Below are 26,735 nucleotides of genomic sequence, written 5' to 3' on the forward strand. Positions count from 1 at the left end.
TCGCGGGCAAGCCAGGCCGGTAGGCGCGAGGCTTGCCCGCGATGGCGATTGCCCGGCCGCGATCAATCCGGCTGGAACGGCGACTCGCTGAGGATCACCCCGGTCTCGTCCACGTAGCGCTGCCATTCCTGCAACAGGGTTTGCAGCTTTTGCGGGTGGCTGCTGGCCAGGTCGTGGATCTCCCCCGGGTCGCGCCCCAGGTCGTACAACTGCCAGGTGGCCGGGCCCACGGGGCCTGGAATGTACACCGCCTTCCATTGCCCCTGGCGGATCGCCCGGCGGCCGAACAGCTCCCAGCCGGTGACCGTGTGCTCGTCATGCACCTGCGCCGTCTCGCCGGACAGGAATCCCAGCCACGACTTGCCCCGCAGCGGTGCGATATCGCGCCCGCGCCAGCGCTTGCCCGGATGGCGCACGCCGGCCAGGTCCAAGAGGGTCGGGGTAATGTCCATCACCGTGCCGAAGCCATGGCTGACCTGCCCCTTGAGCGGCAGCTGCGGGTAGTGCAGCAACGCCGGCACGCGAATCCCGCCCTGGGTGGTGAAGGCCTTGAACAGTCGCGACGGCGCGGTGGCGGCCTGGGCCCAGGCCGGTCCGTACCAGACATAGGAATTGGCCCGGCCGATATTCTGAAGGCTGTTGTCGTAATGCTGGTCCAGGTAGCTCAACAGCTGCGGGCCGAACTTGGGGAAGGCTTCCAGCAGAGCCCCTTCGGCTCCGTTGTCGGACATGAACAGGATCAGCGTGTTGTCCAGCTGGCCCTGCTGGCGCAGGTAATCCACCACCCGGCCGATGTTCCAGTCCATGCGCTCCACCATGGCCGCATACACCTCCATGGCCCGGGCCGAGCGCTGGCGCTGATCGTCGCTGAGGGCGGCCCACTCGGCGTCCAGGCCGATCAGCGGGTGCGGCTCGACCTGGGCGTCCACCAGCCCCAGGGCCTTGAGCTTCTCCAGCCGTTCCAGGCGCAGGGCCTCAGGACCGGCGTCGTAGCGCCCGCGGTACTTGGCGACGATCTCTTCAGGGGCCTGTAACGGCCAATGGGGTGCCGAGAACGGCAGGTAGGCGAAGAACGGCCGGCTCTGGTCGCGCTCCTTGAGGTATTGCAGGAGCTTGTCGCCGAAGGCATCGGAGGAATAGAACCCCTGGGGCAGCCCGTCGAGGAAGCGATCGTCCTCGATGTACAGCGCCGGGGTGGATTTGAGCAGGCCCGGGGTGTGTTCGTCGTAGGTGGGTTCGAAACCATAGTGGTTGGCGGCCCCGGGCAGCAACGCGAACGAACGCTCGAAGCCCCGGGCGTGGGGCGCGCGGTCCAGGGTCAGCCCCAGGTGCCACTTGCCGCTCATCAGGGTCTGGTAGCCGGCTTCGCGCAGCAGCTCGGGCAGGGCCGCCACCCGGTCGTTGAGGTGGCCCTCGTACCCTGGCTTGCCGATCAGCTCCGGGGTCAGGGCCTCGGCCATGGTGCCGATCCCGGCGATATGGTGGTCGGTGCCGGTGAGCAGCATGGAGCGGGTCGGCGAGCAGGTCGGGGCGGTATGGAAGTCGGTCAGGCGCAGGCCGTTGAAGGCCAGGGCATCGAGGTTCGGCGTGGCGATCTCGCCCCCGAAGGCGCCGAGGTCGGAAAAGCCCAGGTCGTCGGCCAGGATCACCAGGAAATTGGGACGTTGCGGCATCGAGTCACTCCTGTTCAGCAAGCAATGAAGGTCAAGGGCAGGTCGCTGATCCGTACCGGTGGCGGGGCCTGGTAGTGATCGTCGCTGGTCAGTTCGTGCAGCAGTTCCTCGCGCAGCTGGTGGAAGTCGAAGCGGCTGCGCTGGCGCGGATGGGGCAGGGCGACCTCGACCACGCGCTTGATCCGCCCCGGGCGTGGCTCCATCACCACCACCCGGTCGGCGAGGAAGATCGCTTCCTCGACATCGTGGGTCACCAGTACCGTGGTGATCCGTGCCCGCTCGCGGATCGCCAGCAGCTCATCCTGCATCTGCTGGCGGGTCAGCGCGTCGAGGGCGCCGAAAGGTTCGTCCAGCAACAGGATGCGCGGGCTGGCCACCAGCCCCCGGGCGATGGCCACCCGCTGCGCCATGCCGCCGGACAGTTGGTGCGGATAGGCCTTGGCGAAGTCCTCGAGGCCCACGAGCTCGATGAAGCTGGCGATGCGCCGTTGGCGCTCGGCGGCGCCCAGGGGCTCGTTGACCAGGCCCAGGCCGATGTTCTCGGCCACCGTCAGCCAAGGGAACAACCGGTGCTCCTGGAACACGATGCCGCGTTCGCTGCCGATGCCGCTGACGGCCTTGCCGTCGACGCGTATCTGGCCACGGAACTCAGTGTCCAGGCCGATCAGCAGGCGCAACAGGGTGGACTTGCCACAGCCGCTGGAGCCGACGATGGCGACGAATTCGCCCTCGGCGATGTCCAGGTTGAATTCGCGGATCGCTTCCAGCTCGCCACCGGCGACGGGAAAGCTCTTGCCTACGTGTTCGAAGCTGACCAAGGGTGCGTTCATGCGTGTCTCCAGCGGGTGGCGTGGCGTTCCAGCCATTGCCCAAGGAAGTTGATAAGGGCGCCGGTCAGGCCCACCAGCAGCATCCCGGCCATGATCAGGTCCATGCGCAGCAACTGCTGGGCGCTGATCATCTGGCTGCCGATCCCACCGTCGGACGGCATGAAGTACTCAGCGCCGATGGTGCCCAGCCAGGCGTAGATCAGGCTCACCCGCAGGCCGGCGAAGATCCCCGGCGCGGCCCCGGGCAATACCAGGCGCCGCAGGCGCTGCCAGAGACCCAGGCGCAACACTTGGGCAGCCTCCGCCAGTTGTGGCGAGAGCTGGGCGACGCTGCGTTGGGTGGCGACGAACAGCGGGAAGAAGGCGGCCAGGGCGACGAAGACCCACTTGGCCAGCTCGCCCAGGCCGAACCAGGCGGTAAGCAGCGGCACCCAGGCGAAGATGGCGATCTGGCGCAGGGCGGCCAGGGTCGGCCCCAGCAGGCGCTCGCTCAAGCGCGACAGGCCCAGCAGCAGTCCCAACCCCAGGCCCAGGCTGGCGCCCAGCAACAGGCCGGCCAGGGTGCGCCCCAGGCTCAGGCCCAGGCCGCCCAGCAGGCTGCCGTCGAGCAGGCCGTCGACGGTGGTGGCCAGCACCGCCAGGGGGCTGGGCAGGATGTTGGCGTCCAGCCACTGGCGTTCGCTCGCCAACTGCCATAGGGCCAGCAGCGCCAGGGGCAGCAGCCAGGGTTGCAGGCGCTGCCAGCCCTGGTGGCGCGGGCCACGGCGAAACTCGGCGGTGGCCGGGTGCGGCCAGTACACCAGCTTGCGGTCCAGCCAGCCGATGCCGCGATCCATGGCCATGCCCAGCACGCCGATCACCAGGATGCAGACGAAGACGATATCCAGCATGAACAGCTGCCTGGCCCAGACCATCAGGTAGCCGATGCCTTCGCTGGAGGCCAGCAGCTCCACCGCCAGCAATGAGGTCCAGCCGGTGGCCAGGGCCAGGCGTACGCCCGCCATGAAGGCCGGCAGTGCGGCGGGCAGCACCAGGCGCCGCAGCAGCAGGATCGGTGGCAGGCGCAGCACGATGGCCGCTTCGCGCAGCCGCGGTTGCGCGTCGCGCACGCCCACCAGGGTATGCAGGGTCACCGGGACCACTACCGCCTTGAGCAGCACCACCAGCTTGAGCAGTTCGCCGATGCCGAAAAACACCATGAACAGCGGCACCCAGGCCAGGGTCGGGATCTGCGCCAGGGCACCGAAGGTGGGAAACACCAGGCGCTCCAGGCGGCGGCTGAAGCCCATGGCGCCACCCAGCAGGGCGCCGATGCCGATCCCGACCAGCAGGCCCCAGCCCAGTCGTTGCAGGCTGATCGCCAGGTGGCTCCAGAGCTCGCCGGCGGCCAGCTCCCGGGCGCTGTTCCAGACCAGTCCCGGCGTCGGCAGGATCTGCTCGCTCATCCACTGGTTGCGGCTGGCCAGCCACCACAGGCCGAACAACCCCAATGGCAGCAACCAAGGCAGCAGGCGGTGGACCGCCGGCCAAGGTTGGCGTGGGTCGGAGGGGGCCCACAGGGGCAGGCTGAGCAGGGAAACACGGGCCATGGGTGACCTCCGTCGTCGGGTGCGGCATGGCATGGGACGGGCCACGTCCAGGCGTGGCGAAACCGATCGCTCCTACAATATGCATTTGTGTTCTATTAATAATCACATCAATGCTATTGAGCGATAAGAGAGGCCATTTAAGGCTTCCCATCGCCACGCATCCAATGCATTTGGAGAATATTTTCCATGCATTTTCCGCATGTTCCCGGGGGAGCCCCGTACTGACTGATTTATTTCTTTTTGTTATTAAAATGTGAATTTTTAGTATTTAAATGCCTTGCCCTGCTGGGCCTACCTTGGGCTCCTCAACGCCTTTGCCCTCCAGGAGCCGTCCCCATGAACCTTCCCTTCAAACGTGTGATCAGCCTGTTGGCCGCGCCGGCCCTGGCCGGGCTGCTGGGCTACCTGCCGCTGCTGGCCCAGGCTGGCGAACTCAAGGAAATCCGCATCGCCGTGCCCGACCTCAGCGCCGGTACCCAGCACAGCTCGGGCGGAGTGGTGGATGTGCTGCGCCACCAGCAGATCCTGGAGAAGGCCTTCGCCGACCAGGGCATCAAGATCCAGTGGAATTTCTTCAAGGGCGCAGGGCCGGTGATCAACGAAGCCTTCGCCAATGGCCAGGTGGACCTGGCCTACCTCGGCGACCTGGCGGCCATCATCGGCAAGTCCAATGGCCTGGATACCCGCCTGCTCAGCGCCACGGCCCGTGGGGTCAAGCATTACCTGGGGGTTGCGCCGGGATCGGGGATCAAGACCCTGGAAGATCTCAAGGGCAAGCGCGTGGCGGTGTTCCGTGGCACCGCCACCCAATTGTCGTTCGATGCGGCCCTGGCCAGCCGGGGCCTGAGCGAAAAGGACCTGAAGGTGGTCAACCTCGACTTCAATGCCGCCGTGGCGGCGCTGGCGGCTGGGCAGATCGACGCCTCCTGGGGCAGCACCGGGCTGTCCGCCCTGCGCAGCAAGGGCCTGGCCGAACTGCCCTTGAGCACCAAGGACCTGGGCGACGCCGGCAGCGTGCAGGCGGTGCTGGTGGGCTCGGGCAAGTTCGTCGACGAGCATCCCGAGGCGGTGGAAAAGCTGCTCAAGGCCCAGCAACAGGCGGTGCAATGGCTGACCCAGGACAGCAACAAGGAAGCCTATATCCAGCTGGTGTCGGGGCTGGCCAGCTATCCACCGGTGATTCTCCAGGACGACCTCAAGGACCAGCGCCTGAGCGAGATCTTCCCCTCGACCCTGGACCCGGTGTTCCTCGGCCGGTTGCAGGATTCGGTAGACCTGGCGGCCAAGCAGCGGCTGATCCGCAAGCCGTTCAAGGTCAGCGAGTGGGTGGCGCCGCAACTGGCCGCCGCCGGCCTGTAGCACCCGGTCGCAGCCTCGCGCTGCTCGTCAGCGGCTACAGGGCGATGGCGACTTGCTGTTGGTCCACGCTCACCAGCACTTCGATCATCTTGCGGGCCGCTGGCGACAGGCGAAAACCACTGCGGCTGACGATGCCGCAGCGGGCGTTCAGGCTGTCGATGTTCTGCGGCAGGTTGCGCCAGTGCAGCAGGGCCAGCGAACCCTGGGCGATATCCTCGGCGAACGCCTCGGCGGTGCCCACGCCAATGGCATTGGACTGGCGGACGATCTTCACCAGCGCCGGGAAATGCTCGGTCTCGATGGTCGGTGAAAAATCGATGCGCCCGCTCAAGTTGGCCAGCAACTTGCGAATGCCCGGCGGGATCAGGGTGGTGGCCAGGGGGTAGTCGAACATGTCGTTGGTGGACAGGCTCTCCTTGGCCAGCAACGGATGCCCGGGACGGCAGAAGAACACCCCGCGTTTGGGCGTCAGGGCCTGGGTCTGGTAGTTGGGATCGGCCTCGAAGTGGCGGATGTCGGCGATGAAGAACTCGATCTCCTCGCGGTTGAGGCTGCGGCTGAGTTTTTCCCAGTTATCCACGGCAAAGCGGGTACGCACCCGCGGGTGGGCGCTGGTGAACTGCGCCACGGCGTCGGGCACCAGCTTCACCGCGGGCGCCGGGCCGCAGCCGAAGCGCACCTCGCCGGCATCGAGCTTGGTCATCTGCGTCACTTCACTGCTGAGCAGGGCCGCACCCTGCACCAGGCTCAAGGCATGCTGCAGCACCACCTGGCCCTCGGGCGTGGGGCGCAGGTCCTTGTTGCCCCGGTCCACCAGCACGCAACCGAACTCCTGCTCCAGGCCCTGGATACTGCGGCTGAAGGCCGGCTGGGTGATGCCCATGGCATCGGCGGCGCGGACAAAACTGCGGTGCTCGTTGAGGGCGATGAAGTAACGCAATTGGCGAAGATCCATATGCTTTCCCGGCATCCGAAAAATAGCTCGAAGGCATTTGCGACGAGTGAGGAATGAGGTTTTAAATGCAAGCTCTTATTCCGTCAACGAAGCATGTGTTTATCTATTAGATCTAAAGTGAATATAGATAGAGCGTTGTTTCGCGGCGGTTCCTACCGTGAGCAGTCCACCGAGGGTGTCTTCGATGAGCAATGCCGCTTTAGCTGTCAAACCCGTTGTCCAGGCCCTTGAAATCCACCCAGTGGCCGGCCGCATCGGCGCCGAGATCCGTGGTGTGCAACTTTCCGGCGAGCTCGATGCCGCCACCGTGCAGGCCATCGAGCAGGCGCTGGTGCAGTACAAGGTGATCTTCTTCCGTGGCCAGACCCACCTCGACGACCAAAGCCAGGAAGCCTTCTCCCACCTGCTGGGCGAACCGGTGGCCCACCCCACCGTGCCGGTACGCGACGGCACCCGCTACCTGATGGAGCTCGATGGCGCCCAGGGCCAGCGGGCCAACTCCTGGCACACCGACGTGACCTTCGTCGACGCCTACCCCAAGGCCTCGATCCTGCGCTCGGTGGTGGCCCCGGCGTTCGGCGGCGACACCGTGTGGGCCAACACCGCCACCGCCTACGACGAGCTGCCGCAAGAGCTGCGGGCCTTGGCGGACCAGCTGTGGGCGGTGCACAGCAACGAGTACGACTATGCCTCGGTCAAGCCCGACGTCTCGGCGGAACGGCTGGAGCGCTACCGCAAGATCTTCACCTCCACGGTGTTCGAGACCGAGCATCCGGTGGTCCGCGTGCATCCCCAGAGCGGCGAGAAGAGCCTGGTGCTGGGGCATTTCGTCAAGCGCATCAAGGGCTATTCCCAGGCCGATTCGGCGCACCTGTTCAACCTGCTGCAAAGCCATGTCACGCGCCTGGAGAACACCGTGCGCTGGCGCTGGAACGCCGGCGACGTGGCGATCTGGGACAACCGCTCGACCCAGCACTACGCTGTCGACGACTACGGCAGCCAGGAGCGCGTGGTGCGCCGGGTGACCCTCAAGGGCGACGTCCCGGTGGGCGTCCACGGCCAGCGCAGCCAGACCACCAAGGGGGCTTGAACGCCCTCGACGGTTGCAGGTCACCACCAAACCTGTCGCGGCCGAGCGTGCGAGGCTGCGCAGGGCCCGAAGGCCACACAATCGCCGCAGCGGCTTCGGGACGGTGGCGGATTGGCGTTTTTTTCGCGGGCAAGTCGGATCGCCGCCCGCTCGCTCCTACGCAAGAACGCGTATGCCTTTGTAGGAGCGAGGCTTGCCCGCGATGAGGTCCTTGAAGTCAGCGCCTCACCACACACCGATCTGCACCAGCTTCTCCGCCTCCGGCTCGCCATAACGAAACCGCTGCCCGCGCAAGTCGATCTCGGCGTGGCTGATGGTGGTCCGCCGCTTCAACCCGCGCAGCCATTCCAGCAGGTAGCCCAGGTGTTCTTCGCGCACCGGCGCATAGGCCGGATCGGCCCCCAGATCGTGCAGTTCCTGCGGGTCGTTCTGCAGGTCGAACAGCTGCGGACGGAAGCCGTCGTAGGCCAGGTACTTCCAGCGTTCGCTGCGCACCATGGTCATGCGGCAACGGTCGATGGGCTGGCCCAGGCGCTCCCGGGCCGGGGCCTGGAAGGCATAGTCGTATTCGCTGATGGCGTAGCGGCGCCAGGGCGGCGTGGCGCCATGCAGCAGCGGGATCAGCGAGCGGCCCTCCAGGCGGTGCTCGGCGCCCGGCAAGCCCAGGGCTTGGAGGAAGGTCGGCAGGGCATCGATGGTTTCCACCAGGCGCGCATCCACCGTGCCCCGGGTGCCGTGCGCCGCAGGCCGTGGATCGCGGACGATCAGCGGCACGCCCACCGCCGGCTCCAGCAGGAATTCCTTTTCCCCCAGGTAGTGATCGCCGAGGAAGTCGCCATGGTCGCTGGTGAAGACGATCAGGGTGTCGTCCCAGCGTCCGCTGCTGTGCAGCACATCGAACAGCCGGCCGAGCTGGTCGTCCACCTGCTTGATCAGGCCCATGTAGGTGGGCACCACGTTGGCGCGCACCTCGTCGCGGGAGAAGTTCAGGCTTTCTTCGTGCTGGCGGAAGGCCTGGTACACCGGGTGGTCGCTGGCTTCCTGCGGCGCGGCCCGCACCGGCGCCAGTACCTGCCCTGCACCGTAGAGCGCGTGGTAGGGCGCCGGGGCGATATAAGGCCAGTGCGGCTTGATGTAGGACAGGTGCAGGCACCAGGGACGCTCGCCTTGTTCGCGGATGAAATCGATGGCGCGGTCGGTGGTGTAGACGGTTTCCGAATGCTCTGCGGCGACCCGCGCCGGCAAGTGCGCGTGGCGCATCTGCCAGCCGCTGAGGATCTGCCCCTGCTCGCCGGCCGCGGCGTTGGCCCAGTCATGCCAGGGGTTGCGCCCGGCGTAGCCACGCTCGCGCAGGTAGTGGGTGTAGGGCGCGGACTCGCGCTTGTCGTCGAACAGCGGGTCGTCGGGGTAGATGCCGTCGTGGCGGAACCAGGGCTCGAAGCCTACCTCGTTCAACTGTTCGGCCTGGGGGCTGTCGGCGGCGATGGCCAGGCGCTGCTGGGCATCCAGGTTGGGCGTGGCGTGGGTCTTGCCCACCAGCGCGGTGCGGATGCCGTGGGGGCGCAGGTAGTCGCCCAGGGTCAGTTCCTCAAGCGGCAGGGGCACGGCGTTCCACGCCACCTGGTGGCTGCTGACGTAGCGCCCGGTGTAGGCCGACATCCGCGACGGGCCGCAGATGGTGCCTTGGGTGTAGGCGCGGCTGAAGCGCACCCCGGCGGCGGCCAGGCGGTCGATGTTGGGGGTGTGCAGGTGCGGGTGGCCGTAGCACGACAGGTAATCCCGGCGCAGTTGGTCGCACATGATGTAGAGCACGTTGCGCACGGGTTGGGGAGTAGGGGACATGGGCTTCACCGATCGAAAGACAGGTGAGGGTTTTCGCCTTCGCCGGGGGATGCCGGCAAGCGCATTTGCCGCATGCTTTTCATGCGGGTTATGCATGGGCCTTGAGGATGCCATCGCGAGCAAGCTTCGCTCCTACACAAGCGTGCGCAATCTTCCTCTGTAGGAGCGGAGCTTGCCCGCGATTGGGCCGGATCAGACCGCGAAGTTCTCCAGCGAGCACAGCTCCTCATCCTGTGCGTCGAGGTGCTTGATCTCCTCGATCATCGCCTGGGCCAGCGGCGACAGCCGATACCCGGCGCGGCTGACGATGCCGTAGCGGGTGTAGAGCTCTTCCAGGTCGTCGGCCAGCCCCTCGATTTTCAGGCACACCAGCTCGCCCTTGGCCTGGTGCAGGGCATCGCTGTAGGAGCCGACGATGCCGATGGCGTCCGAGCGCAGCACCACCCCCAGCAGGCTGTAGCTGTTCTCGCATTCCACATTGGGCGTGAAGTCCGGCTTGCCACTGAGATCGACAATGACCTTGCGCAGGTTCGGCGGGCGGATGGTCACCGCCAGCGGATAGCTCATCAGCTCGCTGGCGCTGACGCTGTCACGCCCGGCCAGGGGGTGGCCGGCGCGACAGCAGAAATGCCATTTGCGTGGGCGCAGGCGCTGGGTCAGGTAGTCCGGGTCGGCCTCGAAGTGCCGGGTGTCGGCGACGAAGAACTCGAACTCCTCGCACAGCAGGCGCTTGCCCAGGCTCTGCCAATCCTCCACCTGGAACTGCACCCGGGCCTTGGGGTAGCGCCCGATGAAGCTGCCGATGGCCCGGGGGATCAGCCCGGCCGCCGGTGCCGGGCCGCAGCCGAAGCGCAATTCCCCGGCTTCCAGGCCATTGAACTGGCTGATTTCGTTGGCCATCTGCTGGGCGCCGCTGACCAGCCGCCGCGCGTGTTCCAGCAGCAGTTGGCCCTGCTTGGTCGGCGCCAGGTCCTTGCGCCCACGGTCCACCAGCTGGCAACCGACGCTGTGCTCCAGCGCCTGGATGCTGCGGCTGAAGGCCGATTGCGAGAGGTTCACCGTGGCCGCGGCCGCGACGAAGCTGCGCTGCTCGGCGAGGGCGATGAAGTGGCGGAGCTGGCGCAGGTCGATATGCATTTTTCACATAAAAAATATCGGGGAAATGCATTGGCTATGCATTAGGTCGACTCCTTATAAAGGCAATCTCTTATGCAGTAAATCTTTGTAAAAACATAAATAAATAACTTTAGAGAATATACGAGCTGTATGTTTTCTGACCAGGAGCCGCCCATGAGCCCGTTGTCCATCGCTTCACCCCTCACGCCTCGGCGGCTCAAGCGCCTGCCCCTGGCCCTGTTGCTGGCCGGCAGCGCCAGCTGGACACCGACCTGGGCCGAAGAGGCCCAGGCGCCGGAAACCGCGCCGGCCAAGAGCAGCGCCAACAAGGCCAAGGCCGACGACGGCCAGTTGCAGACGGTGACCGTGACTGCCCGGCGCCGCGAGGAAAGCTCGCAGAACGTGCCCACGCCCATGAGCGTGATCGGCGGCCAGGCCCTGGAGAGCCAGCGGGTCTATCGCATCCAGGACCTGCAGCAACTGGTACCCAGCGTCAACGTCGCCTACATGCATGCGCGCCAGTCCAGCGTGTCGATCCGCGGCCTGGGCAACAACCCGGCCAGCGACGGCCTGGAAGGCAGCGTCGGGCTGTACATCGACAACGTCTACCTGGGGCGGCCGGGGATGGCGGTGTTCGACCTGATGGACATCGAGCAGCTGGAAGTGCTGCGTGGTCCCCAGGGCACCCTGTTCGGCAAGAACACCACCGCCGGGGTGATCAACATCAGTACCCGCGCGCCGAGCTTCACCCCCGAGCGCAGCATCGAGACCTCCCTGGGCGAGGATGGCTACTTCCAGACCAAGGGCACCCTTTCCGGGCCATTGACCGATGAGCTGGCCGGGCGTTTCTCGGCCTATCGCACCCGCAGCGGCGGCGATATCAAGAACGAGCACGACGGCCACGACCTCAACGGCGGTTCGCGCCAGGGCTTTCGCGGCCAGTTGCTGTACAAGCCCAACGAGAGCTTCAACCTGCGCTGGATCGGCGACTACAACGAAGAGGATTCCAGCGCCGGCACCCGGGTGCTGTACAGCACCGGGCCGACCATCAACGGCAGAAATGTCTATGAGTCGCGCGCGGCGGCGGCCGGCGCGACCCTGGTCAACGGCAGCCACCGCAAGGTCAACCTGGACAACGACCAGCACGTCACGGTGTTCCAGGGTGGCACCTCCCTGGAGGCCAACTGGACCCTGCCCAGCGACTTCACCCTGACCTCGGTCAGCTCCTACCGCTGGTGGAACTTCACCCCGCGCAACGACGATGGCCTCAACGTGCCGGCCACCTACAACGCCGGGGTCTCGGTGGAAGATAAGCAGTGGTCCCAGGAGTTTCGCCTGGCCTCGCCCAGTGGCGGGTTCTTCGACTACGTGCTGGGGGCCTACTACTTCGGCTCGGACCTGGATAACAAGTCCTTCGCCTACTACGGGCCCAAGGCCGATATCTGGAACGGTACGCCCACCGGGGCGCTGAACGACGTCACCAGCATCGGCAAGGGCAAGATCCGCACCGACAGCTTCGCCCTGTTCGCCCAGGGCACCTGGCACCTCACCGAGCGCCTGGATTTCACCGCTGGCCTGCGGGGCACCTACGAGGAAAAAACCGCCTCGGTCGGCCGCGACGCACCGTTGGGTGGCGTCGCGGTCACCGGTGCCGCGGCCAATGCCCGGCGCGGCCGGGCCGGGGCCTACGATTCCGGCGACCTGAACCAGTACAGCACCAGCCCTTCGGGCCTGCTCAACCTGAGCTACCGCTTCAGCGACGACCTGCTGGGCTATGCCACCTTGTCCCACGGCGAGAAATCCGGCGGGGTCAACCTGGCGGTAGGCTCGGCGCCCACCGCCGGCGCCGACTCGTTGCTGATCGGCACCGAGCGCGCCAACAACGCCGAGCTGGGCTTCAAGAGCACCCTGTGGGACCGGCGCCTGCAGCTCAATGCCAACCTGTTCTGGACCCAGGTCAACGGCTACCAGACCAACGCCTACGACTATGGCAACCGCGTGCAGTACCTGACCAACGCCGGTTCGGTGCGCTCGCGCGGGGTCGAGGTGGAAAGCACCCTGGTGCCGCTGCGCGGCCTGACCCTGAACCTCAACGGCTCCTACAACGACGTGCGCTACCTGTCCTACAAGGATGCCCCATGCCCGCCGGAGGTCAGCTTGCGTCCCGGGGCGCCGGCGTCCTGCGATCTCACCGGACACCAGGTGGTGGGTGCTTCGAAATGGATCGCCAACGCCAACGGCGAATACAAGTGGAACCTGGACAACGGCCTGGAGGAGTACGTCACCGCCAGCTATGCCTTCCGTTCCAAGGCCGTGGGCACGGTGGAGGATTCCCAGTACGGGCAGATCCCCAGCTACGCCGTGGTCAACCTGTCCACCGGCCTGCGGGGCAACTACGAGCAGGGCCAGTGGGATGTCTCGCTGTGGCTGAAGAACGCTTTCGACAAGACCTACTACACCACCCTCTGGACCGGCGGCAACGGTGGTTACGAGGGTCTTTTGGGCACGCCGCGAACCCTGGGCGTGACCGGTCGCTACGACTTCTGAAGTCCGCTTTCGCACCTGGCGCCGGGACTGTCGGCGCCTTTCAATCCGAACAGGAGTGCCTGCCATGCCACGCGCCACAACCCCCTTGGTCTTGTTCACCACCACCTTGCTGGCCGGAGCGCTGCACGCGGCGCCCAGCGTCTACCCCACCGGCGTGACCCGCTACGACCCGGCCAAGGCCTATAACCAGTACGTGATCTTCAGCGGTGCCGACAAGCAGACCCACTTGATCGACATGAACGGCAACGAGGTCAGGAACTGGCCCCAGGCCGGTTTTCCCTCGGCCATCATCGACCCGCAACTGGTGGGCGGCGAGCGTGGCCGGGTGCTGTTGCAGCTCAAGGACAAGGACCCCGGCCCGCTCGGCTCGGCGGGCAACGGCCTGGGCAACCAGAGCGTCGGCGAGCTGGACTGGAACGGCAAGCGGGTCTGGCAATGGGGCGACCAGGCCCCGGGCGGCGCGGCCCAGCAGCACCATGACCTGCGCCGGTTGAGCAATGGCAACACCCTGGTGCTGGCCAACAAGGTGCACAAGGTGGCGGGCTTCAAGGTGCCCCAGGTGATCGATGATGCGATCTACGAAGTCAGCCCCGACGGCCAGGTCAAATGGCAGTGGCTGGCCTCCGAGCACCTCAAGGAGTTCGGTTTCACCCCCGCCCAGTTGCAATTGGTGCGCGGCACCAGCAACCCGGACTACCTGCACATCAACAACCTCAGCGTGGTGGGCCCCAACCGCTGGTTCGACGCCGGTGACAAACGCTTCGCCCCGGACAACCTGCTGATCGACTCTCGCAACGCCAACTTCATCGCCATCATCGACAAGCACAGCGCCAAGGTGGTCTGGCGCCTGGGGCCGAACCTGGCGCCGATCGAGCCCAAAAGCGCCGGCAAACTGCCGCGCCCGGTGGACCAGTTCGTCGGCCAGCACGATGCCCATATCATTCCCGCCGGCCTGCCGGGGGCCGGCAACCTGCTGGTGTTCGACAACCAGGGCACGGCCGGCTACCCCTCGGTACCCCTGGGGCTGATCGCCGGCTCCCGGGTGCTGGAGATCGATCCGATCAAGCGTGAAATCGTCTGGCAATACAGCGCCGCCAGTTCCAGGCAACCGGGCTGGGCCTTCTACAGCTCGTTCATCAGCAGCGCGCGGCGCCTGCCCAACGGCAACACCCTGATCGACGAGGGCATGAACGGGCGTTTCTTCCAAGTCACCGCCGCTGGCGAGATCGTCTGGGAATACGTCAGCCCCTACCTGGGCAAGGCCCCGGGCAGCGAGGCGGTGAGCAACTGGGTGTATCGTGCGCTGCCGGTGAACTACGACTGGGTGCCGGAGGGTACGCCGCGTTCGCAAACCGCCGTGCAGGCGCCAGAGCCGCAGTTGAAACAGGCCAGCGCCGGGATCTGACCCCGCAAGCTCGCCCCTGGCGAAGGCGCCTGCCCGCTCAGAAGTAGAAGTACAGGCCGGTGTCCCGCTCCAGGGCCAGCCGATTCAGGGCGATCAGCCTGTGGATAAGTTCATCCCCGGCGGTCGCGGCCTGGGTGAGGATCGCCAGCGCCGTGGCGAGGTCGGCCTGGCCCTGGATCGAGGCGTCTTCGTAGTCGTCGATCAGGATGCCCAGGGCGCTGTTCAAGCTCGGCAGCAGGTCGCTGCGAGACAGGCTCGCCCACTGCTCTGGGGACAGGGCCAGTTCCTCCAGGTCGCCCGGCCGGCACTGGTCCAGGTCCAGGCGTTGCAGGGCGCCCTGGCTGGTGGGTACGACTATCCATCTACGCGGTGTGTTCATGGCTGCCACAACTCGACGAAGGCCTGGAAGTCGGCGGCCACCGGGTAGCGGTTGGCGCTGTCGGGGTCGAAGATTTCCACCGCCACGCGCGGGCTGTTGAAGTCCAGGCAGACCAGCAAGCCGCCGGCATCCCGGGCAATCGCCAGGCAGCCGGCGGCGAGCCCCGGCACGCGGCCAGGGCTGGCGTACCAGGGCAGGGTCCAGGGGGCGTCGTTCAGGCTGAAAGCGAAGAATTCGCTGATGCAGGCGTAGCCGTTGCCATAGGCGAAGGTGCCGATTCCTGGCGTGGCGGCCTCGGCGTAGCGCACCAGTTCCAGGTACAGCGGCGGTAACTCGACGCCCAGGCGTTGCTGCACCTGGGCGATCAGGTGTTCGTCCACCGTCGATCCGGGTTCTATTTCCCAGGCGTTCCAATCCAGGGTCATGCTCGACATGCACCTTGTGCTCAAGGGCCGTGCCCGCCGATGGGGGACGGCATCGAGGGGCGATTGTAGGCGCGCCGCCTGGTGCGCGGTAGGCGCTTATTTGCAGCTCTGGCCTTCGGGCAGGGTCACGCTGTAGTGGCGCTGGACCCGGTTGCGAAAGTCCAGGTTGTCCAGGCTCTCCTGCACCAGCAAATCCTCGATCTTGGCGTCCTGGCAATCCTCGTTATAGGACGAGGCCCGCAGTACGAACACCGTGCGCCGGCTCTGCTCGTCCTTGGCCTTGATGTTGAAGGTCGAGAGGGTGGTGTAGGCGGTGCGCTCCGAGGAGCCGACGGCGCGGTAGGACATGGTCGGGGTGCTGGTGCACACGGTCTGCTGGTGCTTGCCGGGCATGCACGTGGTCTTGGTACTGCTGGGCACCGAGGCGTAGTCGGTGGCGGTGTAGCGGTAGCTGGTCCTTTTGCTGCCCACATCCAGGGCGATGTTCAGGCGAAACGGTGGATGATCCTTCGGCAATGCCGACTCGGTATACACCTTGGTGAAGCCCATGCCATGCAGGGCGGCGACCATGTCGCGCAGGTAGTAGCTGGCCTTGAGGGCCTGGGCATCCTTGGCGCCGTTGACGGTCACCAGTACCGGGGCGTGGCGATCGAAGTAGTAGTCTTGGGCTGGGGTGGCGTCGATCGCCACGTCGAGTTTATTGGCGCAGCCGGTCAACAGGGAGACGAGCAGCAACAGCGGGTAGAGCAGAGTACGAGTCATGAGTCAGCCAGTGGATAACAGGAGGGCTTGGAACAGGCTTTAACGGTCTGGACTCGAGCAAACACACGCGAAGGGGGGAGACGCAGTCTCAGTCTGCCTGGTACTCCAGCAAGTCGCCGGGTTGGCAGTCGAGTGCGGCGCAGAGTTTGTCGAGGGTCTCGATTTTCATCCCCTTGACCTTGCCATTTTTCAGCAACGACAGATTGGCCTCGGTAATGCCCAGGATGGCGGCCAGCTCTTTCGAGCGAATCTTGTTTTTAGCCATGACAACGTCAAGCCGAACGATAATGGTCATCTCATTGGTCTATATGTAGTGACTGTGCTCATCACTGAGGATTTTCGCGTCGCGCATGATAATGGAAAACGAGCACAGCAAGATTCCTTTGACCACTTCGTACGCGGCGTAGGACGAGAAGCCAGCGGAGATCTGCAGGATGCGTTCGCCGGGCGGCAGGTCGATGGACAGGGCCAGGCCTTGCAGGGTCTCCATCATCGGGAAAGTGGCCGGGGCGATGATCCATAGCATGCCTACGCGCCAGAGGATGCGGATGTTGCGATCGCTCCAGGTTTCTCCCCGGGACAGGCGCATGAAGAACACCCCGGTCAGCCACAGGGCGAAGCTCGACAGCAGCAATGGCAGGAAGTCCAGGATCACCAGCAGGGCGAAGCTCAGGGTGGAGGGCTTGAAGTCGGCTTCCACCAGGCGTGGCCAGTGTTCGGCGAAGACCCCGAGCAGGGCGCCCAGGACCTGGTCCTTGCTGTAGATCCAGAGCCCGGCGTTGCCGCCGATTTCCACGATGCCCATGACCCAGGCCAGGATCGCGGCCAGCATGCCGACCCGGCGTAACCGGTATTGGGCAGAACCATTGTTTTGGAGGGGCATCGGGTATTCCTTGCAAAGCTGTGGGGGTGACGGATTATTGATAAATAATTATCGAATTACAATAATTTATTTCCCCTAATATTTCCCCGCGCTCCAACGTTTATTGCTTTGGCCCACTCCATCGAGTCCCGGCCGGTGGCCGTTGTTTGCTGTTCATCGGTGACCTGCCGCAGCGCGTTGCTGGTGTTGCGGGCGCTGCGCGCCCGGTCGCAGCCTCGCTGCGCTCGACAGCGGCTACAGGGTTGCGTGTAGCCGCTGGCGCAGGCTGCGCACGGCTCGGCACGAGCCGCCCGATGGACCCGGCACCAGGCTCATGCGGCGTGTGCGGCGGTGTCGAAACGGGCCCTGGGCTGGTAGCTGGACGGGCTGAAGATGCGGGTCAGGAGCAGCATCGCCACGGCACCGGCGACCAGCACCCACCAGGCGCTGGTGAACTCGCCGGTGACCTGGCGCAGCCAGCCGGTGAGCCAGGGCGAGACGGCGTTGAGCAAGAACCCCACGCCCTGGACGAAGGCCGCCAGTTGCCCGGCCGCCCGGGGATCGCGGCGGTGGTCGAGGGTGAGGATCAGGCTCAGGCCGAAGCAGGCGCCCAGGCCGAAACCGATCAGCGCCACCCACAGGTGCGGTGCTTGCAGCGGCCACAGCACCAGGCCGAGAAAGCCCAGGGCCTGGGCGGTGAGGCTGATGCCCAGCAGAGGCCGACGGTCGACGCTGCGTTGGGCCAGGGCTGGCATCAACAGCGCGGCGATGACCTGGAACACGGTCATGAACGCCAGCAACGAACCGCTCAGCGTGGCGCTCCAGCCCATCTGCAGGTAGTAGGCCGGGAGCCAGGCCACCATGCTCATGTAGCCGCAGTTCACCAGGCCGAAGTACAGCGCCAGCAGCCAGGCCCGGCGGTTTCTCCACAGGCTGTCAGTCACGAATCGGGCACCTGGGCGGCGGGCGGCGCCCAGGGGCAGGCAGGTCCACAGCATCAGGGCCGCCATGGTCGGTAGCAGCCAGACTCCCAGGCCCATCCGCCAGCTGGCGAAGTGCAGGGCCACTTGCGGGCTGAGCAGTGCGGCGAGCCCGCCACCGCCCATCAGCGAGGCCGAATACACGCCCATCGCCAGGGCCACTCGATGCTGGAATTGGCGCTTGATCAGCGCCGGCACCAGGGCCTGGATCAGCGCGACGCCGGCGCCGCCCAGCAGGGCGGAAGCCAGCAAGGCTGGTGCCTGGCCGAAGTACAGGCGCGCCAGGCAGGCCAAAAGCACCAGCAGCAGGCCCAGGGAAACCCCGTGGCGCTCTCCCAGGCGCGCTTCGATGCGCACACCCAGCAGTGCCACCAGGCCCATGCAGATCACCGGCAGGCTGGTGAGCCAGGCGCTGCTCTGGAAACTCATGCCGGTGGCTTCGCGGATCTGTCCCAGCAGCGGGCTGACCGAACTGAGGATCGGCCGCAGGTTGAGCCCCAGGCACACCAGCAAGGCCCAGCCGGCGAAGGTCTTGAACGCTGGTTCAGTGCGCGGCATGACGGTCTTGCCAATCTTGGTAGATAGCCTGCATCGCCGCCTGTGGCAGGTGCTGCACCGGTAGGCGCTGGGCGGCCAGGGGCAGGCCCAGTTGTTCGTAGATCGCCGCGGTGGACAGGCCGAACGGCGCCGCCTGTTGGTTGCTGGCGGCGAACACCGCCCGGGATATGCCGCACAGGTGCATGGCCGCCAGGCACATCGGGCAGGGCTGGCCGCTGGCGTAGATCACGCAGCCGTCCAGGCGCGGGCCCAGTTGCTGGCTGGCGCTGCGGATCGCCAGCAATTCGGCGTGGGCGGTGGGGTCCTGGCTGAGGTGGATTTCGTTGACCGCCTCGGCCAGCACCTGGCCGTCGCGTACCAGCAAGGCGCCGAAGGGCCGGCCGCCCTGTTCGACGTTGCGTCGGGCCAGGGCCACGGCTCGTTCGAGGAAGTGTTGATCGTTATGCATGCAAGTCTCCGGCGTGCACTGCGCGAGCTCAGGAAGCCCCGGCTTCGCGCAGCAATTTGGCGATGGCCTCCTGGCCGCGTTGTTCGGCATGGCGCAGGGGGCTGATCCCGGCGCGGTCCGGCAGGTTCAGGTCGGCGCCGGCGGCGATCAGCCGGCTGACGATGCGCTGGTGCGCCGGGCCGCCATCGGAGAGCAGGATCGCCTCCAGCAGGCAGGTCCAGCCCAGGCGGTTGACGTGGTCCAGGTCGACCCCGGCGGCGATCAGCAACCCCACGGTGGTTTCGTGGCCGCGCTCGCAGGCCGGGATCAGCGCCGTGCCGCCGTAGCGGTTGGTGCTCTTGAGGTCGGCGCCATGGGCCAGGGTCAGCTTGAGGATCTCGTCGTGGCCGCTGGCCCCGGCCAGCAGGTAGGGGCTGTCTTGCATCAGGTTCTTGCGGTTGACGTCGGCGCCGGCCTCGATCAGCGCCCGGGCGATCTCCACCTGGTTGCCGCGGGTGGCCAACAGCAGCGGGCTGCTGCCATCCGGGTCCCGGTCGTCGAGCGGCGCGCCCTGGGCGATGAGCTCGCGTACTGGCTGCAACTGTCCGTTGCGTACTGCTTCGAGCAATGCATTGTCGCTGGCCATTACCCCTCCCGCCGTGAGCAGGCCGGCGGCCAACAGGCCGCGTTTGAAGGACCGGTTGAACCCCATGCAAACCTCCCGTTCCGACTGATGAGCGACGAGTATGGGCAAGCCCCTGGGTATTCTGAAATTAAATATAATCATGCCAATCAGTGGCTATCAGAATGGTTTGGCGATGTTCGATCCCGTGTTGTTGCGCAGTTTCGTGGCAGTCGCCGACTGCCAGAATTTCACCCGCGCCGCCGAGCGCCTGCACCTGACCCAGTCCACCGTGAGCCAGCAGGTGCGGCGCCTGGAGGAGAGCCTGGGCTGCCAGTTGCTGGACCGCGACCAGCGCCGGGTGGCGGCCACGGTCGAGGGCGAGCGGTTGCTGGCCTATGCCCGGCGCATCCTGGCGCTGCACGAAGAGGCCAGTGACGTGCTGATCAACCAGCGCAGCGAAGAAGTGCTGCGCCTGGGGGTGCCGGAGGACTATGCCGCCGAGCGCCTGATGCCGTTGCTGTCACGGTTTGGCCGCGACTACCCGGCGGTGCGCCTGGAGGTCACTTGCGGCCTGGGGCCGGAGTTGCTGCGCCAATACCGGCGTGGCGAGTTCGACCTGTTGCTGGTCAAGCAGATGGGCCATGGCGACGACTGCCTGGATTCCTGGCCCGAGCCGTTGTGCTGGGCCGATAGCCTCCGGCAACCGGCCTTCGGGCGCGAACCGCTGCCGCTGGTGGCCTTTCCCGTGGGGGGCTTGTACCGCCAGGAAATGCTCCACCACCTGGAAGTGGGCGGTTGGCCCTGGCGCATCGCCTATTCCAGCGCCAGCCTGGCCAGTGTCTGCTCGGCGGTGGGCGCGGGCCTGGGGATCAGCCTGTTGCCGGTGCGGGTGCTGGGCAAGCAGCACCGCATCCTCGATGCCGCCAGCGGCCTGCCGGATATCCAGGGCGTGCGCCTGGCCCTGTATGCCGGCAGCGGCTTGAGTCGGGCAGGCAAGGCATTGCAGGAGCAGTTGCGCGTGCTGGCGGCCGGAAAGTTATAAGTTGCCTTGGCGTGGATATGGCCTATAGGGGGCGTGCTGGACTCTATAGCTATTTGATTAGTTGTAACTCAAGTTTGTCTTGGACAACTTTTTGGGTGCCGGCCATGCTGGTTTCGTGAGTTTTTTGAACTTGCCTCATTGGAAGAAACCTTTAACTGCATAAGGAAACCTGCATCATGTCGAGCATCAATGGCACCTATGCAGACTCCAACGCCGACGCCCGCCTGGTCGTGACCGATGGCAACGACGCCAACGGTTCGTTCAGCGGAGAGTTGACCCAGGCCTGGGCGCTGTTTTCCGCCGATCACAACTACGCCCGGTTGCGTGCGTCCGGAGCCCGCAGCAACTTCAGCGGTGATGTGGTCGGCCTGAGTGGTGAATTCCTCAAGCAGTAACGAGTTCGATAACTGACAGCCGCTGGATATCCGCTAGTCGATATTAACTTTGCGTGATGTTCCAGCGGCTTTGTCGTGCCCGGAGTTTGAGTTTAGTTGTGAGCCGTTGCTTCTGGTTAGTTGTATCGAGGCTGCTATCCAGGTGTTTTCGATGCCTTGCGGGAATATTTTTCATGCCGGCAAGGCATGGACTTTCGCCGTTGCGGCTGCAGCCCTTGATTCACGCGGCCTGGAGGGTTTCACGAGTTTTGTATATTCCATGCGGGTCTATATATAACTTGAAAGATTACTTTAAGAGATAAGAGTGGGGCGCGGATCATGGATCCCACGGCACCGTTGCGCGGGGGAGTCAGGGCGCTGGTGCCGGTTATCCGCAGAAGATCGTAGGGAGTGAATCAATGGGCAATGTCCAGACCGTCGCCAGCGCGCAGGAGGTGCCGTGGCGCCAGGCACCCAGCGGCGAGTTGGTCGATCTCGGCCGGCCGCATCGCTTGCCGCTGGGCCAGGCTCGGCTGCAACGCACACCCAAGCGGGTGCTGCGCCGGCGCGAGGCGATTCTCCTGGGAGTGGCGGCCCTGGTGTTGCACGGCGCGGTGATCTACTGGCTGAGCCAGAAGCCCACTCCGGTGCTGCCCATCGTGCCGCCGGAAATCCCGCCCATGACCATCGAGTTCTCGCATCCGGCGCCACCGGTGGTCGAGCCGCCGCCACCGCAGCCGGTCCAGCCGGTGGTGGAGCCACCGCCGCCGGTGGAGGACGAGCTGGCAGTGAAGCCGCCGCCACCCAAGCCGGTGCCCAAGCCCAAGCCAAAACCGCTGCCCAAGCCCGAACCCAAGCCCGCGCCCAAGCCAGTGCAGCAGGCTCCGGCAGCGCCGCAGCCGGTCGCGCCGGTGGCCGCCCCGGCCCCGCCCGCGCCAGCGGCTCCCGCTCCGGTGACCCCGGCTTCGGCCAGCGCCGCGTACCTGAAGAACCCGGCACCGGAATACCCCTCCCTGGCCCAGCGGCGGGGTTGGGAAGGCACGGTACTGCTTCGGGTACACGTGCTGGCCAGCGGCAAGCCGGGAGAGATCCAGATCCAGAAGAGCAGTGGGCGCCAGCAACTCGACGATGCGGCCCTGGCCGCGGTCAAGCGCTGGAGCTTCGTCCCGGCCAAGCAGGGCGACGTGGCCCAGGACGGCTGGGTCAGCGTACCTATCGATTTCAAGATCCATTGAGCCGCAAGGCCCGATCCACACGCTTATAGAGGGAATACATCATGACGTTACTGGCATCTCCACTGGAATCCATCGAAAGCGCGGTGATCTGGCTGCTGGTGGTCTTCTCCGTCGCCACCTGGGGCCTGGCCCTGGTCAAGGGCGTGCAGTTCGCCCGCCTCAAGGCCCAGGATCGCAAGTTCCACAATCAGTTCTGGGCGGCTTCGAGCCTGGACTCCGCCGCGCCCCTGAGCGAAACCCAGCCCGGTGCGGCGGCCCGGGTGGCCCAGGCCGGCTACGCGGCGATCCAGGTGGGCGATGCCGCCCACGCCGCCGACCTGAGCCAGGCGATCAACCACCAGGACCGGCTCGAGCGTGCCCTGCGCCAGCAGATCGTGCGTGAGCGCCGCTCCCTTGAGACAGGCCTGGCGGTGGTCGCCAGTATCGGCAGCACCTCGCCCTTCATCGGCCTGTTCGGCACCGTATGGGGGATCATGGAAGCGCTCAAGGGCATCAGCGCCGCGGGCTCGGCCAGCCTGGAAACCGTGGCCGGGCCCATCGGCGCGGCGTTGGTGGCCACGGGCGTGGGGATCGCCGTCGCCGTGCCGGCGGTGCTGGTCTACAACTACTTCCTGCGGCGCCTGAAGCTGACCGCCGCCGACCTCGATGACTTCGCCCATGACTTCTACAGCCTGGCGCAGAAGAGTTCGTTCCGCGTGCTGATCCATCCGGCTGCGCACAAGGTCGCGGCCCAGGGCAGCGGCCACAAAGTGAAGGAGGCCTCCTGACATGGCCTTCTCGACCCAGGATAGCGACGAGGTACTGAGCGAGATCAACGTCACCCCGCTGGTGGACGTGATGCTGGTGCTGCTGGTGGTGTTCATCGTCACCGCGCCGCTCTTGACCAACGCCATTCCCATCAACCTGCCCAAGACCGAGGCCGTGGCCCCGGTGGAGCAGAAGGACCCGCTGGTGGTGAGCATCGATGGCACCGGCAAGCTGTTTATCAACAAGGACGAGATCCAGCCGGATCTCCTGGAAACCAACCTGCAAGCGGCCAAGCAGAAGGACCCGCAAGTCCGCGTCCAGCTGCAGGCCGACGATGGCGTCAACTACGGCGAGGTGGCCCGGGCCATGGCGTCCATCGAGCGTGCGGGCATCACCAAGCTGTCGGTGATTACCGCCCGCTGATACCGAGCAACAAAGCCACGACTTTTCAGGCCGTCTCCTTGGCAGGGTGCGGCCTTTTTTTTGTTGTGGCGCTGTAGCCGCTGTCGAGCGCAGCGAGGCTGCGCCAAGGCCCGCAGGGCCTTCAAGTGCGCGGTGGAATGGGCTCCCGGGCGGCCGTTGCGCAGCCTGCGGCAGCGATTGCACGAGGTGGAGCGGGTTGGGTTTTATATTCTTTATAGGTCTTAATAAATAGCTTCTTATTCCTTAACCAATATAAATCCCCTCCCTATACTCGTTCGGGAACAGACACGCAGCAGGAGAGTTCCCCATGCGCAACGAATCCATTCGCTACTTGATTGTGCCGGGCTGGCAGGGATCGCCAGAAGATCATTGGCAAAGCCACTGGCAGCGCAGCCTGCCCAACAGTGCGCGAGTGGAGCAGGCCGACTGGCTGACGCCGCGCCGGGAAGACTGGGTCGCCGCGTTGGCCGAAGCCATTGCCGCCGATGACACCCCGGTGATCCTGATCGCCCATAGCCTGGGTTGCGTCACCGTGGCCCATTGGGCGGCGCGGGCGCCGCTGGCGGCCTTGCGCCAGGTGCGTGGCGCGCTGCTGGTGGCGCCGGCCGACGTGGAGCGTCCGGCCTGTGTCCCGGCGCTGCGCAATTTCGCCCCGATCCCCCGGGGCCTGCTGCCGTTCCCCAGCCAGGTGGTCAGCTCGGACAACGACAGCGCGGTCAGCGCGGCGCGAGCCCTGGAGCTGGCCCGGGACTGGGGCGCCGAGGCCGGGATCCTGGCCGGTGCCGGGCATATCAACGTCAAGTCCGGCCACCATCGCTGGGAACAGGGCTTCGCCTATCTCTACCGCCTGCAAAACCGCATGGAACAGCACGCCCTGCGTCGTGCCTGAGTTTTCTTCTTTCGTTTAAGCGCCCCCGCCTCCAGGCACCTTGGGGCGGGAGTCCGCCATGAGTTCGCATACCCCCTTCGGCCAGCCGTTGCTGACCTTTCCCGATGCCGAGAAAAGCCCCCTGAGCATCCGCGCCAAGGCGCTGGTGTTCGTCGATCCGCGTTCGCGCCAGCTGCGCGAGGAGCTGGAGCAACTGGCGCCGCGTTCGACCTCGGTGCTGATCCGTGGCGAGACCGGCACCGGCAAGGAGCTGCTGGCCCGGCATATCCACCGCGCCAGCGATCGTGGCGGGTTGTTCGTCTCGGTCAACTGCGGGGCCATCAGCCCGACCTACGCCGACGCCGAGCTGTTCGGTTATGCCGCGGGCAGCTTCAGCGGCTCGGCCAGCAGCCGGGCCGGCTGGTTCGGCTCGGCCAATGGCGGGACCCTGTACCTGGACGAGATCGGCGACCTGCCGCTGCCGATCCAGACCAAGCTGCTGGCGGCCCTGGAGAACCACGAGGTGACCCGGGTCGGCGCGCAGCAGCCAAGCCCGGTGGATGTGCGCCTGGTGGCGGCCACCAGCATCGACCTGGCCCAGGCGGTGGCGGCGGGCAAGTTCCACGAGCGCTTGTATCGCTACCTGAGCGAGGGCCAGCTGGAGCTGCCGGCCCTGCGCGAGCGGGTGGGGGATATCGAATCGTTGGCCGAATACTTCCTGGGGATCTACAGCCAGCGCCTGGACCTGCCCGTGCCGCTGATCAGCGAAGCCGCGCAACAGGTCCTGGAGCGCCACAGCTGGCCGGGCAATACCCGCGAGCTGGAGAACGTCATTCACTTCGCCCTGCTGGTCAGCGATGGTGGGGAAATCCTTCCGGAACACCTCAACCTGCCGTCCCAGGCCGCGCCCCTGGAGCAGGTGCGCCTGCTGGTACGCGGGATCCTCGAGTCCGGCACCGAGGCGGATCGCGCCGCCCTCAAGCAACTGCTGGCGGTGTAGGCGCTGGCGCAGGCTGCGCCCGGGCGCGGAGCGCCTGTCTGTCCAGGCGCTACGAGATTTGGGCGGAGTTCGTTGCGCGAGGACTGCGTCCTCGTGCGCAGCCTCGCAGGCTCGACAGCGGCTACAGGCTGCGTAAGGGCGCGTAGCGGCCGCCAAGAAGTCCGCTCAATGGCCTGCCTGAAGGCCCTGCCGGCCTTGACCTAGCCTTGCCGCGCTCGACAGCGGTGCAACCTTCGCCGGGTGCTGCGATAGGGCGAGCGCTCTGGCAAGGGGCTTTTCGGCTGTATGAACAAAATGGAATATGAACTTGAATAAAAGATATTTTTCGGGAATAAAAAATCTCGGTATTGTCCGGTTCACGCCAGCAGTGGCACTTCACCAGTATCCCGATCCACTCCCTGTTTGAAGCCATCGTCGGACCCCGACACCTAAGGACATCCCATGAAAAAAGTTCTGTTGTTCACCGCACTGGCGGCAGCCCTGGGCGCCGGTATCGCCCAGGCCGGCGAGAAGCTGGTCGTCGCCGCGACCCCGGTGCCGCACGCCGAGATCCTCGAGCTGATCAAGCCGACCCTGGCCAAGGAAGGCGTGGACCTGGAAGTGAAGGTCTTCACCGACTACGTGCAGCCCAACGTGCAAGTGGACCAGAAGCGCCTGGACGCCAACTACTTCCAGACCCTGCCGTACCTGAAGAACTTCAACGAAGGCAAGGGCACCCACCTGGAGACCGTGATCGGCGTGCATGTCGAGCCTTTCGGCGGCTACTCGAAGAAGGTCAAGAGCCTGGCCGAGCTGAAGGACGGCGCCAGCATCGCCATCCCCAACGAAGGCAGCAACAGCGGTCGTGCGCTGATCCTGCTGCACAAGGCCGGCCTGATCGAACTCAAGGATCCGAAGAACGCCGTGTCCACTCCGAAGGACATCGCCAAGAACCCGCACAACTTCAAGTTCAGGGAACTGGAATCGGCCATGCTGCCACGGGTCCTGGACCAGGTTGACCTGGACATGATCAACACCAACTACGCCCTGGAAGCCGGCCTGAACCCGGCCAAGGATGCGCTGGTGATCGAAGGCGCCGACTCGCCCTACGTGAACTACCTGGTGGCCCGTCCGGACAACAAGGACAGCCCGGCCATCCAGAAGCTGGCCAAGGCCCTGACCAGCCCTGAAGTGAAGGCTTTCATCGAGAAGAAATACAGCGGCGCGGTATTGCCGGCCTTCTGATGGGCTAGGCTGTCCACCGGACCAACCCCTTCAAGGTTCGAACGCCGACGGCTAGGCCAGCGTCGGCGTTTTTTATTGCTGGGATCTTTGGCCAGCGTCAGCCCGCCGGCTGCATGGCCCGGCGCAAGGCCATGAGCCATTTGAGCAAGTCATGGGGATCGAGCGGTTGCGGAGTCTTTTCATCGGCCATGGTCATCGTCCTTGTGAAGCTGCGCGTCCTGGGAAATGCCCCGGTCCTCATGAACCCGGCAGGCAGGCAAAAAGGTAGTCGCTGGATGCCAGCCCGGCAAATCCGCGGGTTAGGTTTTTGGGTGATATCAATATGCCTTAACGGTATTTAAATTCTGCTTTTTATAGCTTTAGAGTCGCGCTCAGCCCGGCGATTACCCATCGCCCCA

General features: G+C 65.6%; 26 protein-coding genes. 12 read left to right on the plus strand and 14 right to left on the minus strand.

What is annotated here, in order from left to right; genetic code table 11:
• Positions 1-62 precede the first annotated feature (62 nt).
• From ACK6AU_RS02175 to ACK6AU_RS02185, 3 genes are read right to left on the minus strand one after another with little or no spacing between them, the layout of a single operon-like run.
• Positions 63-1,673 (minus strand): arylsulfatase, encoded by a 1,611-nt coding sequence (locus ACK6AU_RS02175; protein WP_185701583.1) that lies wholly within the window; start codon positions 1,671-1,673, stop codon positions 63-65.
• 14 nt (positions 1,674-1,687) lie between these two features.
• On the minus strand, positions 1,688-2,503 hold the full coding sequence (locus tag ACK6AU_RS02180; RefSeq protein ID WP_185701582.1) for an ABC transporter ATP-binding protein: 816 nt from the start codon (positions 2,501-2,503) through the stop codon (positions 1,688-1,690).
• Positions 2,500-4,092: an ABC transporter permease gene (locus ACK6AU_RS02185; protein WP_409297509.1), complete on the minus strand. Its 1,593-nt coding sequence runs from the start codon at positions 4,090-4,092 to the stop codon at positions 2,500-2,502. Before ACK6AU_RS02185 ends, ACK6AU_RS02180 begins: the two co-directional genes overlap by 4 nt.
• A gap of 336 nt (positions 4,093-4,428) precedes the next feature.
• On the opposite strand from ACK6AU_RS02185, the gene ACK6AU_RS02190 reads away from it, so the two are divergent.
• Positions 4,429-5,451 carry an ABC transporter substrate-binding protein gene (locus ACK6AU_RS02190; RefSeq protein WP_185701580.1) on the plus strand — a complete coding sequence of 341 codons (1,023 nt, stop codon included), beginning with the start codon at positions 4,429-4,431 and terminating at the stop codon, positions 5,449-5,451.
• 34 nt (positions 5,452-5,485) lie between these two features.
• Here the strand turns inward: ACK6AU_RS02190 and ACK6AU_RS02195 are convergent, their stop codons facing one another.
• Positions 5,486-6,406: a LysR family transcriptional regulator gene (locus ACK6AU_RS02195; RefSeq protein WP_409297511.1), complete on the minus strand. Its 921-nt coding sequence runs from the start codon at positions 6,404-6,406 to the stop codon at positions 5,486-5,488.
• 184 nt (positions 6,407-6,590) lie between these two features.
• Here ACK6AU_RS02195 and ACK6AU_RS02200 point away from each other — a divergent pair, with 184 nt between their 5' ends.
• The gene (locus tag ACK6AU_RS02200; RefSeq protein ID WP_185701579.1) at positions 6,591-7,496 is read left to right on the plus strand and encodes a TauD/TfdA family dioxygenase; all 906 of its coding nucleotides are present in this window, start codon (positions 6,591-6,593) and stop codon (positions 7,494-7,496) included.
• Positions 7,497-7,721: 225 nt separating this feature from the next.
• Here the strand turns inward: ACK6AU_RS02200 and ACK6AU_RS02205 are convergent, their stop codons facing one another.
• Together ACK6AU_RS02205 and ACK6AU_RS02210 are read right to left on the minus strand one after the other, a co-directional pair.
• On the minus strand, positions 7,722-9,338 hold the full coding sequence (locus ACK6AU_RS02205) for an alkaline phosphatase family protein (RefSeq protein WP_409297514.1): 1,617 nt from the start codon (positions 9,336-9,338) through the stop codon (positions 7,722-7,724).
• Positions 9,339-9,530: 192 nt separating this feature from the next.
• Positions 9,531-10,475 (minus strand): LysR family transcriptional regulator, encoded by a 945-nt coding sequence (locus ACK6AU_RS02210; RefSeq protein ID WP_409297516.1) that lies wholly within the window; start codon positions 10,473-10,475, stop codon positions 9,531-9,533.
• 153 nt (positions 10,476-10,628) lie between these two features.
• Between ACK6AU_RS02210 and ACK6AU_RS02215 the strand changes: the two genes are divergently transcribed.
• Both ACK6AU_RS02215 and ACK6AU_RS02220 read left to right on the plus strand, forming a co-directional pair.
• Entirely contained in the window at positions 10,629-13,001 is a 2,373-nt protein-coding gene (locus ACK6AU_RS02215) for a TonB-dependent receptor (protein WP_409297518.1), read from the plus strand.
• Positions 13,002-13,065: 64 nt separating this feature from the next.
• A complete protein-coding gene (locus tag ACK6AU_RS02220) occupies positions 13,066-14,406 on the plus strand; it encodes an aryl-sulfate sulfotransferase (RefSeq protein WP_185701575.1) in 1,341 nt (446 codons plus the stop codon).
• 37 nt (positions 14,407-14,443) lie between these two features.
• Here ACK6AU_RS02220 and ACK6AU_RS02225 read toward each other — a convergent pair whose 3' ends face one another.
• The 8 genes from ACK6AU_RS02225 to ACK6AU_RS02260 all read right to left on the minus strand — a co-directional run bounded on the left by ACK6AU_RS02225 (position 14,444) and on the right by ACK6AU_RS02260 (position 19,511).
• Entirely contained in the window at positions 14,444-14,785 is a 342-nt protein-coding gene (locus tag ACK6AU_RS02225) for a hypothetical protein (protein ID WP_409297520.1), read from the minus strand.
• Positions 14,782-15,210 carry an SMI1/KNR4 family protein gene (locus tag ACK6AU_RS02230; protein WP_409297522.1) on the minus strand — a complete coding sequence of 143 codons (429 nt, stop codon included), beginning with the start codon at positions 15,208-15,210 and terminating at the stop codon, positions 14,782-14,784. Before ACK6AU_RS02230 ends, ACK6AU_RS02225 begins: the two co-directional genes overlap by 4 nt.
• A gap of 96 nt (positions 15,211-15,306) precedes the next feature.
• The gene (locus ACK6AU_RS02235) at positions 15,307-15,972 is read right to left on the minus strand and encodes a hypothetical protein (RefSeq protein WP_185701572.1); all 666 of its coding nucleotides are present in this window, start codon (positions 15,970-15,972) and stop codon (positions 15,307-15,309) included.
• An 88-nt stretch (positions 15,973-16,060) separates the two neighbouring features.
• Positions 16,061-16,267 (minus strand): helix-turn-helix transcriptional regulator, encoded by a 207-nt coding sequence (locus ACK6AU_RS02240; RefSeq protein WP_022643915.1) that lies wholly within the window; start codon positions 16,265-16,267, stop codon positions 16,061-16,063.
• A gap of 9 nt (positions 16,268-16,276) precedes the next feature.
• Complete coding sequence (locus ACK6AU_RS02245; RefSeq protein ID WP_409297525.1) at positions 16,277-16,855, minus strand: hypothetical protein; 579 nt, start codon at positions 16,853-16,855, stop codon at positions 16,277-16,279.
• A gap of 311 nt (positions 16,856-17,166) precedes the next feature.
• Positions 17,167-18,372: a CynX/NimT family MFS transporter gene (locus ACK6AU_RS02250; RefSeq protein ID WP_409297527.1), complete on the minus strand. Its 1,206-nt coding sequence runs from the start codon at positions 18,370-18,372 to the stop codon at positions 17,167-17,169.
• A complete protein-coding gene (locus tag ACK6AU_RS02255; protein WP_409297529.1) occupies positions 18,359-18,820 on the minus strand; it encodes a nucleoside deaminase in 462 nt (153 codons plus the stop codon). Before ACK6AU_RS02255 ends, ACK6AU_RS02250 begins: the two co-directional genes overlap by 14 nt.
• Positions 18,821-18,848: 28 nt before the next feature.
• Positions 18,849-19,511, minus strand: a complete 663-nt coding sequence (locus ACK6AU_RS02260) for an ankyrin repeat domain-containing protein (RefSeq protein ID WP_185701568.1) — start codon at positions 19,509-19,511, stop codon at positions 18,849-18,851.
• Positions 19,512-19,617: 106 nt separating this feature from the next.
• Between ACK6AU_RS02260 and ACK6AU_RS02265 the strand changes: the two genes are divergently transcribed.
• The 8 genes from ACK6AU_RS02265 (at position 19,618) to ACK6AU_RS02300 (ending at position 26,337) form a co-directional block, all read left to right on the plus strand.
• Positions 19,618-20,466: a LysR substrate-binding domain-containing protein gene (locus ACK6AU_RS02265; protein WP_409297531.1), complete on the plus strand. Its 849-nt coding sequence runs from the start codon at positions 19,618-19,620 to the stop codon at positions 20,464-20,466.
• A 176-nt stretch (positions 20,467-20,642) separates the two neighbouring features.
• Positions 20,643-20,861, plus strand: coding sequence for a hypothetical protein (locus ACK6AU_RS02270; protein WP_185701566.1), 219 nt, complete (start codon positions 20,643-20,645; stop codon positions 20,859-20,861).
• Between the two features lie 398 nt (positions 20,862-21,259).
• Positions 21,260-22,075 (plus strand): energy transducer TonB, encoded by an 816-nt coding sequence (locus tag ACK6AU_RS02275; RefSeq protein ID WP_185701565.1) that lies wholly within the window; start codon positions 21,260-21,262, stop codon positions 22,073-22,075.
• Between the two features lie 41 nt (positions 22,076-22,116).
• Complete coding sequence (locus ACK6AU_RS02280; RefSeq protein WP_185701564.1) at positions 22,117-22,842, plus strand: MotA/TolQ/ExbB proton channel family protein; 726 nt, start codon at positions 22,117-22,119, stop codon at positions 22,840-22,842.
• Between the two features lies 1 nt (position 22,843).
• Complete coding sequence (locus ACK6AU_RS02285) at positions 22,844-23,245, plus strand: ExbD/TolR family protein (protein ID WP_409297534.1); 402 nt, start codon at positions 22,844-22,846, stop codon at positions 23,243-23,245.
• Between the two features lie 307 nt (positions 23,246-23,552).
• Positions 23,553-24,134: an alpha/beta hydrolase gene (locus ACK6AU_RS02290; RefSeq protein ID WP_263013916.1), complete on the plus strand. Its 582-nt coding sequence runs from the start codon at positions 23,553-23,555 to the stop codon at positions 24,132-24,134.
• Positions 24,135-24,192: 58 nt separating this feature from the next.
• Positions 24,193-25,113 (plus strand): sigma 54-interacting transcriptional regulator, encoded by a 921-nt coding sequence (locus ACK6AU_RS02295; protein WP_409297537.1) that lies wholly within the window; start codon positions 24,193-24,195, stop codon positions 25,111-25,113.
• Positions 25,114-25,554: 441 nt separating this feature from the next.
• Complete coding sequence (locus ACK6AU_RS02300) at positions 25,555-26,337, plus strand: MetQ/NlpA family ABC transporter substrate-binding protein (RefSeq protein WP_185701561.1); 783 nt, start codon at positions 25,555-25,557, stop codon at positions 26,335-26,337.
• Positions 26,338-26,735 lie beyond the last annotated feature (398 nt).

Source organism: Pseudomonas sp. KCJK8993 (assembly GCF_046230915.1).
In the GTDB taxonomy this organism is placed as follows: Bacteria; Pseudomonadota; Gammaproteobacteria; order Pseudomonadales; family Pseudomonadaceae; genus Aquipseudomonas; species Aquipseudomonas piscis.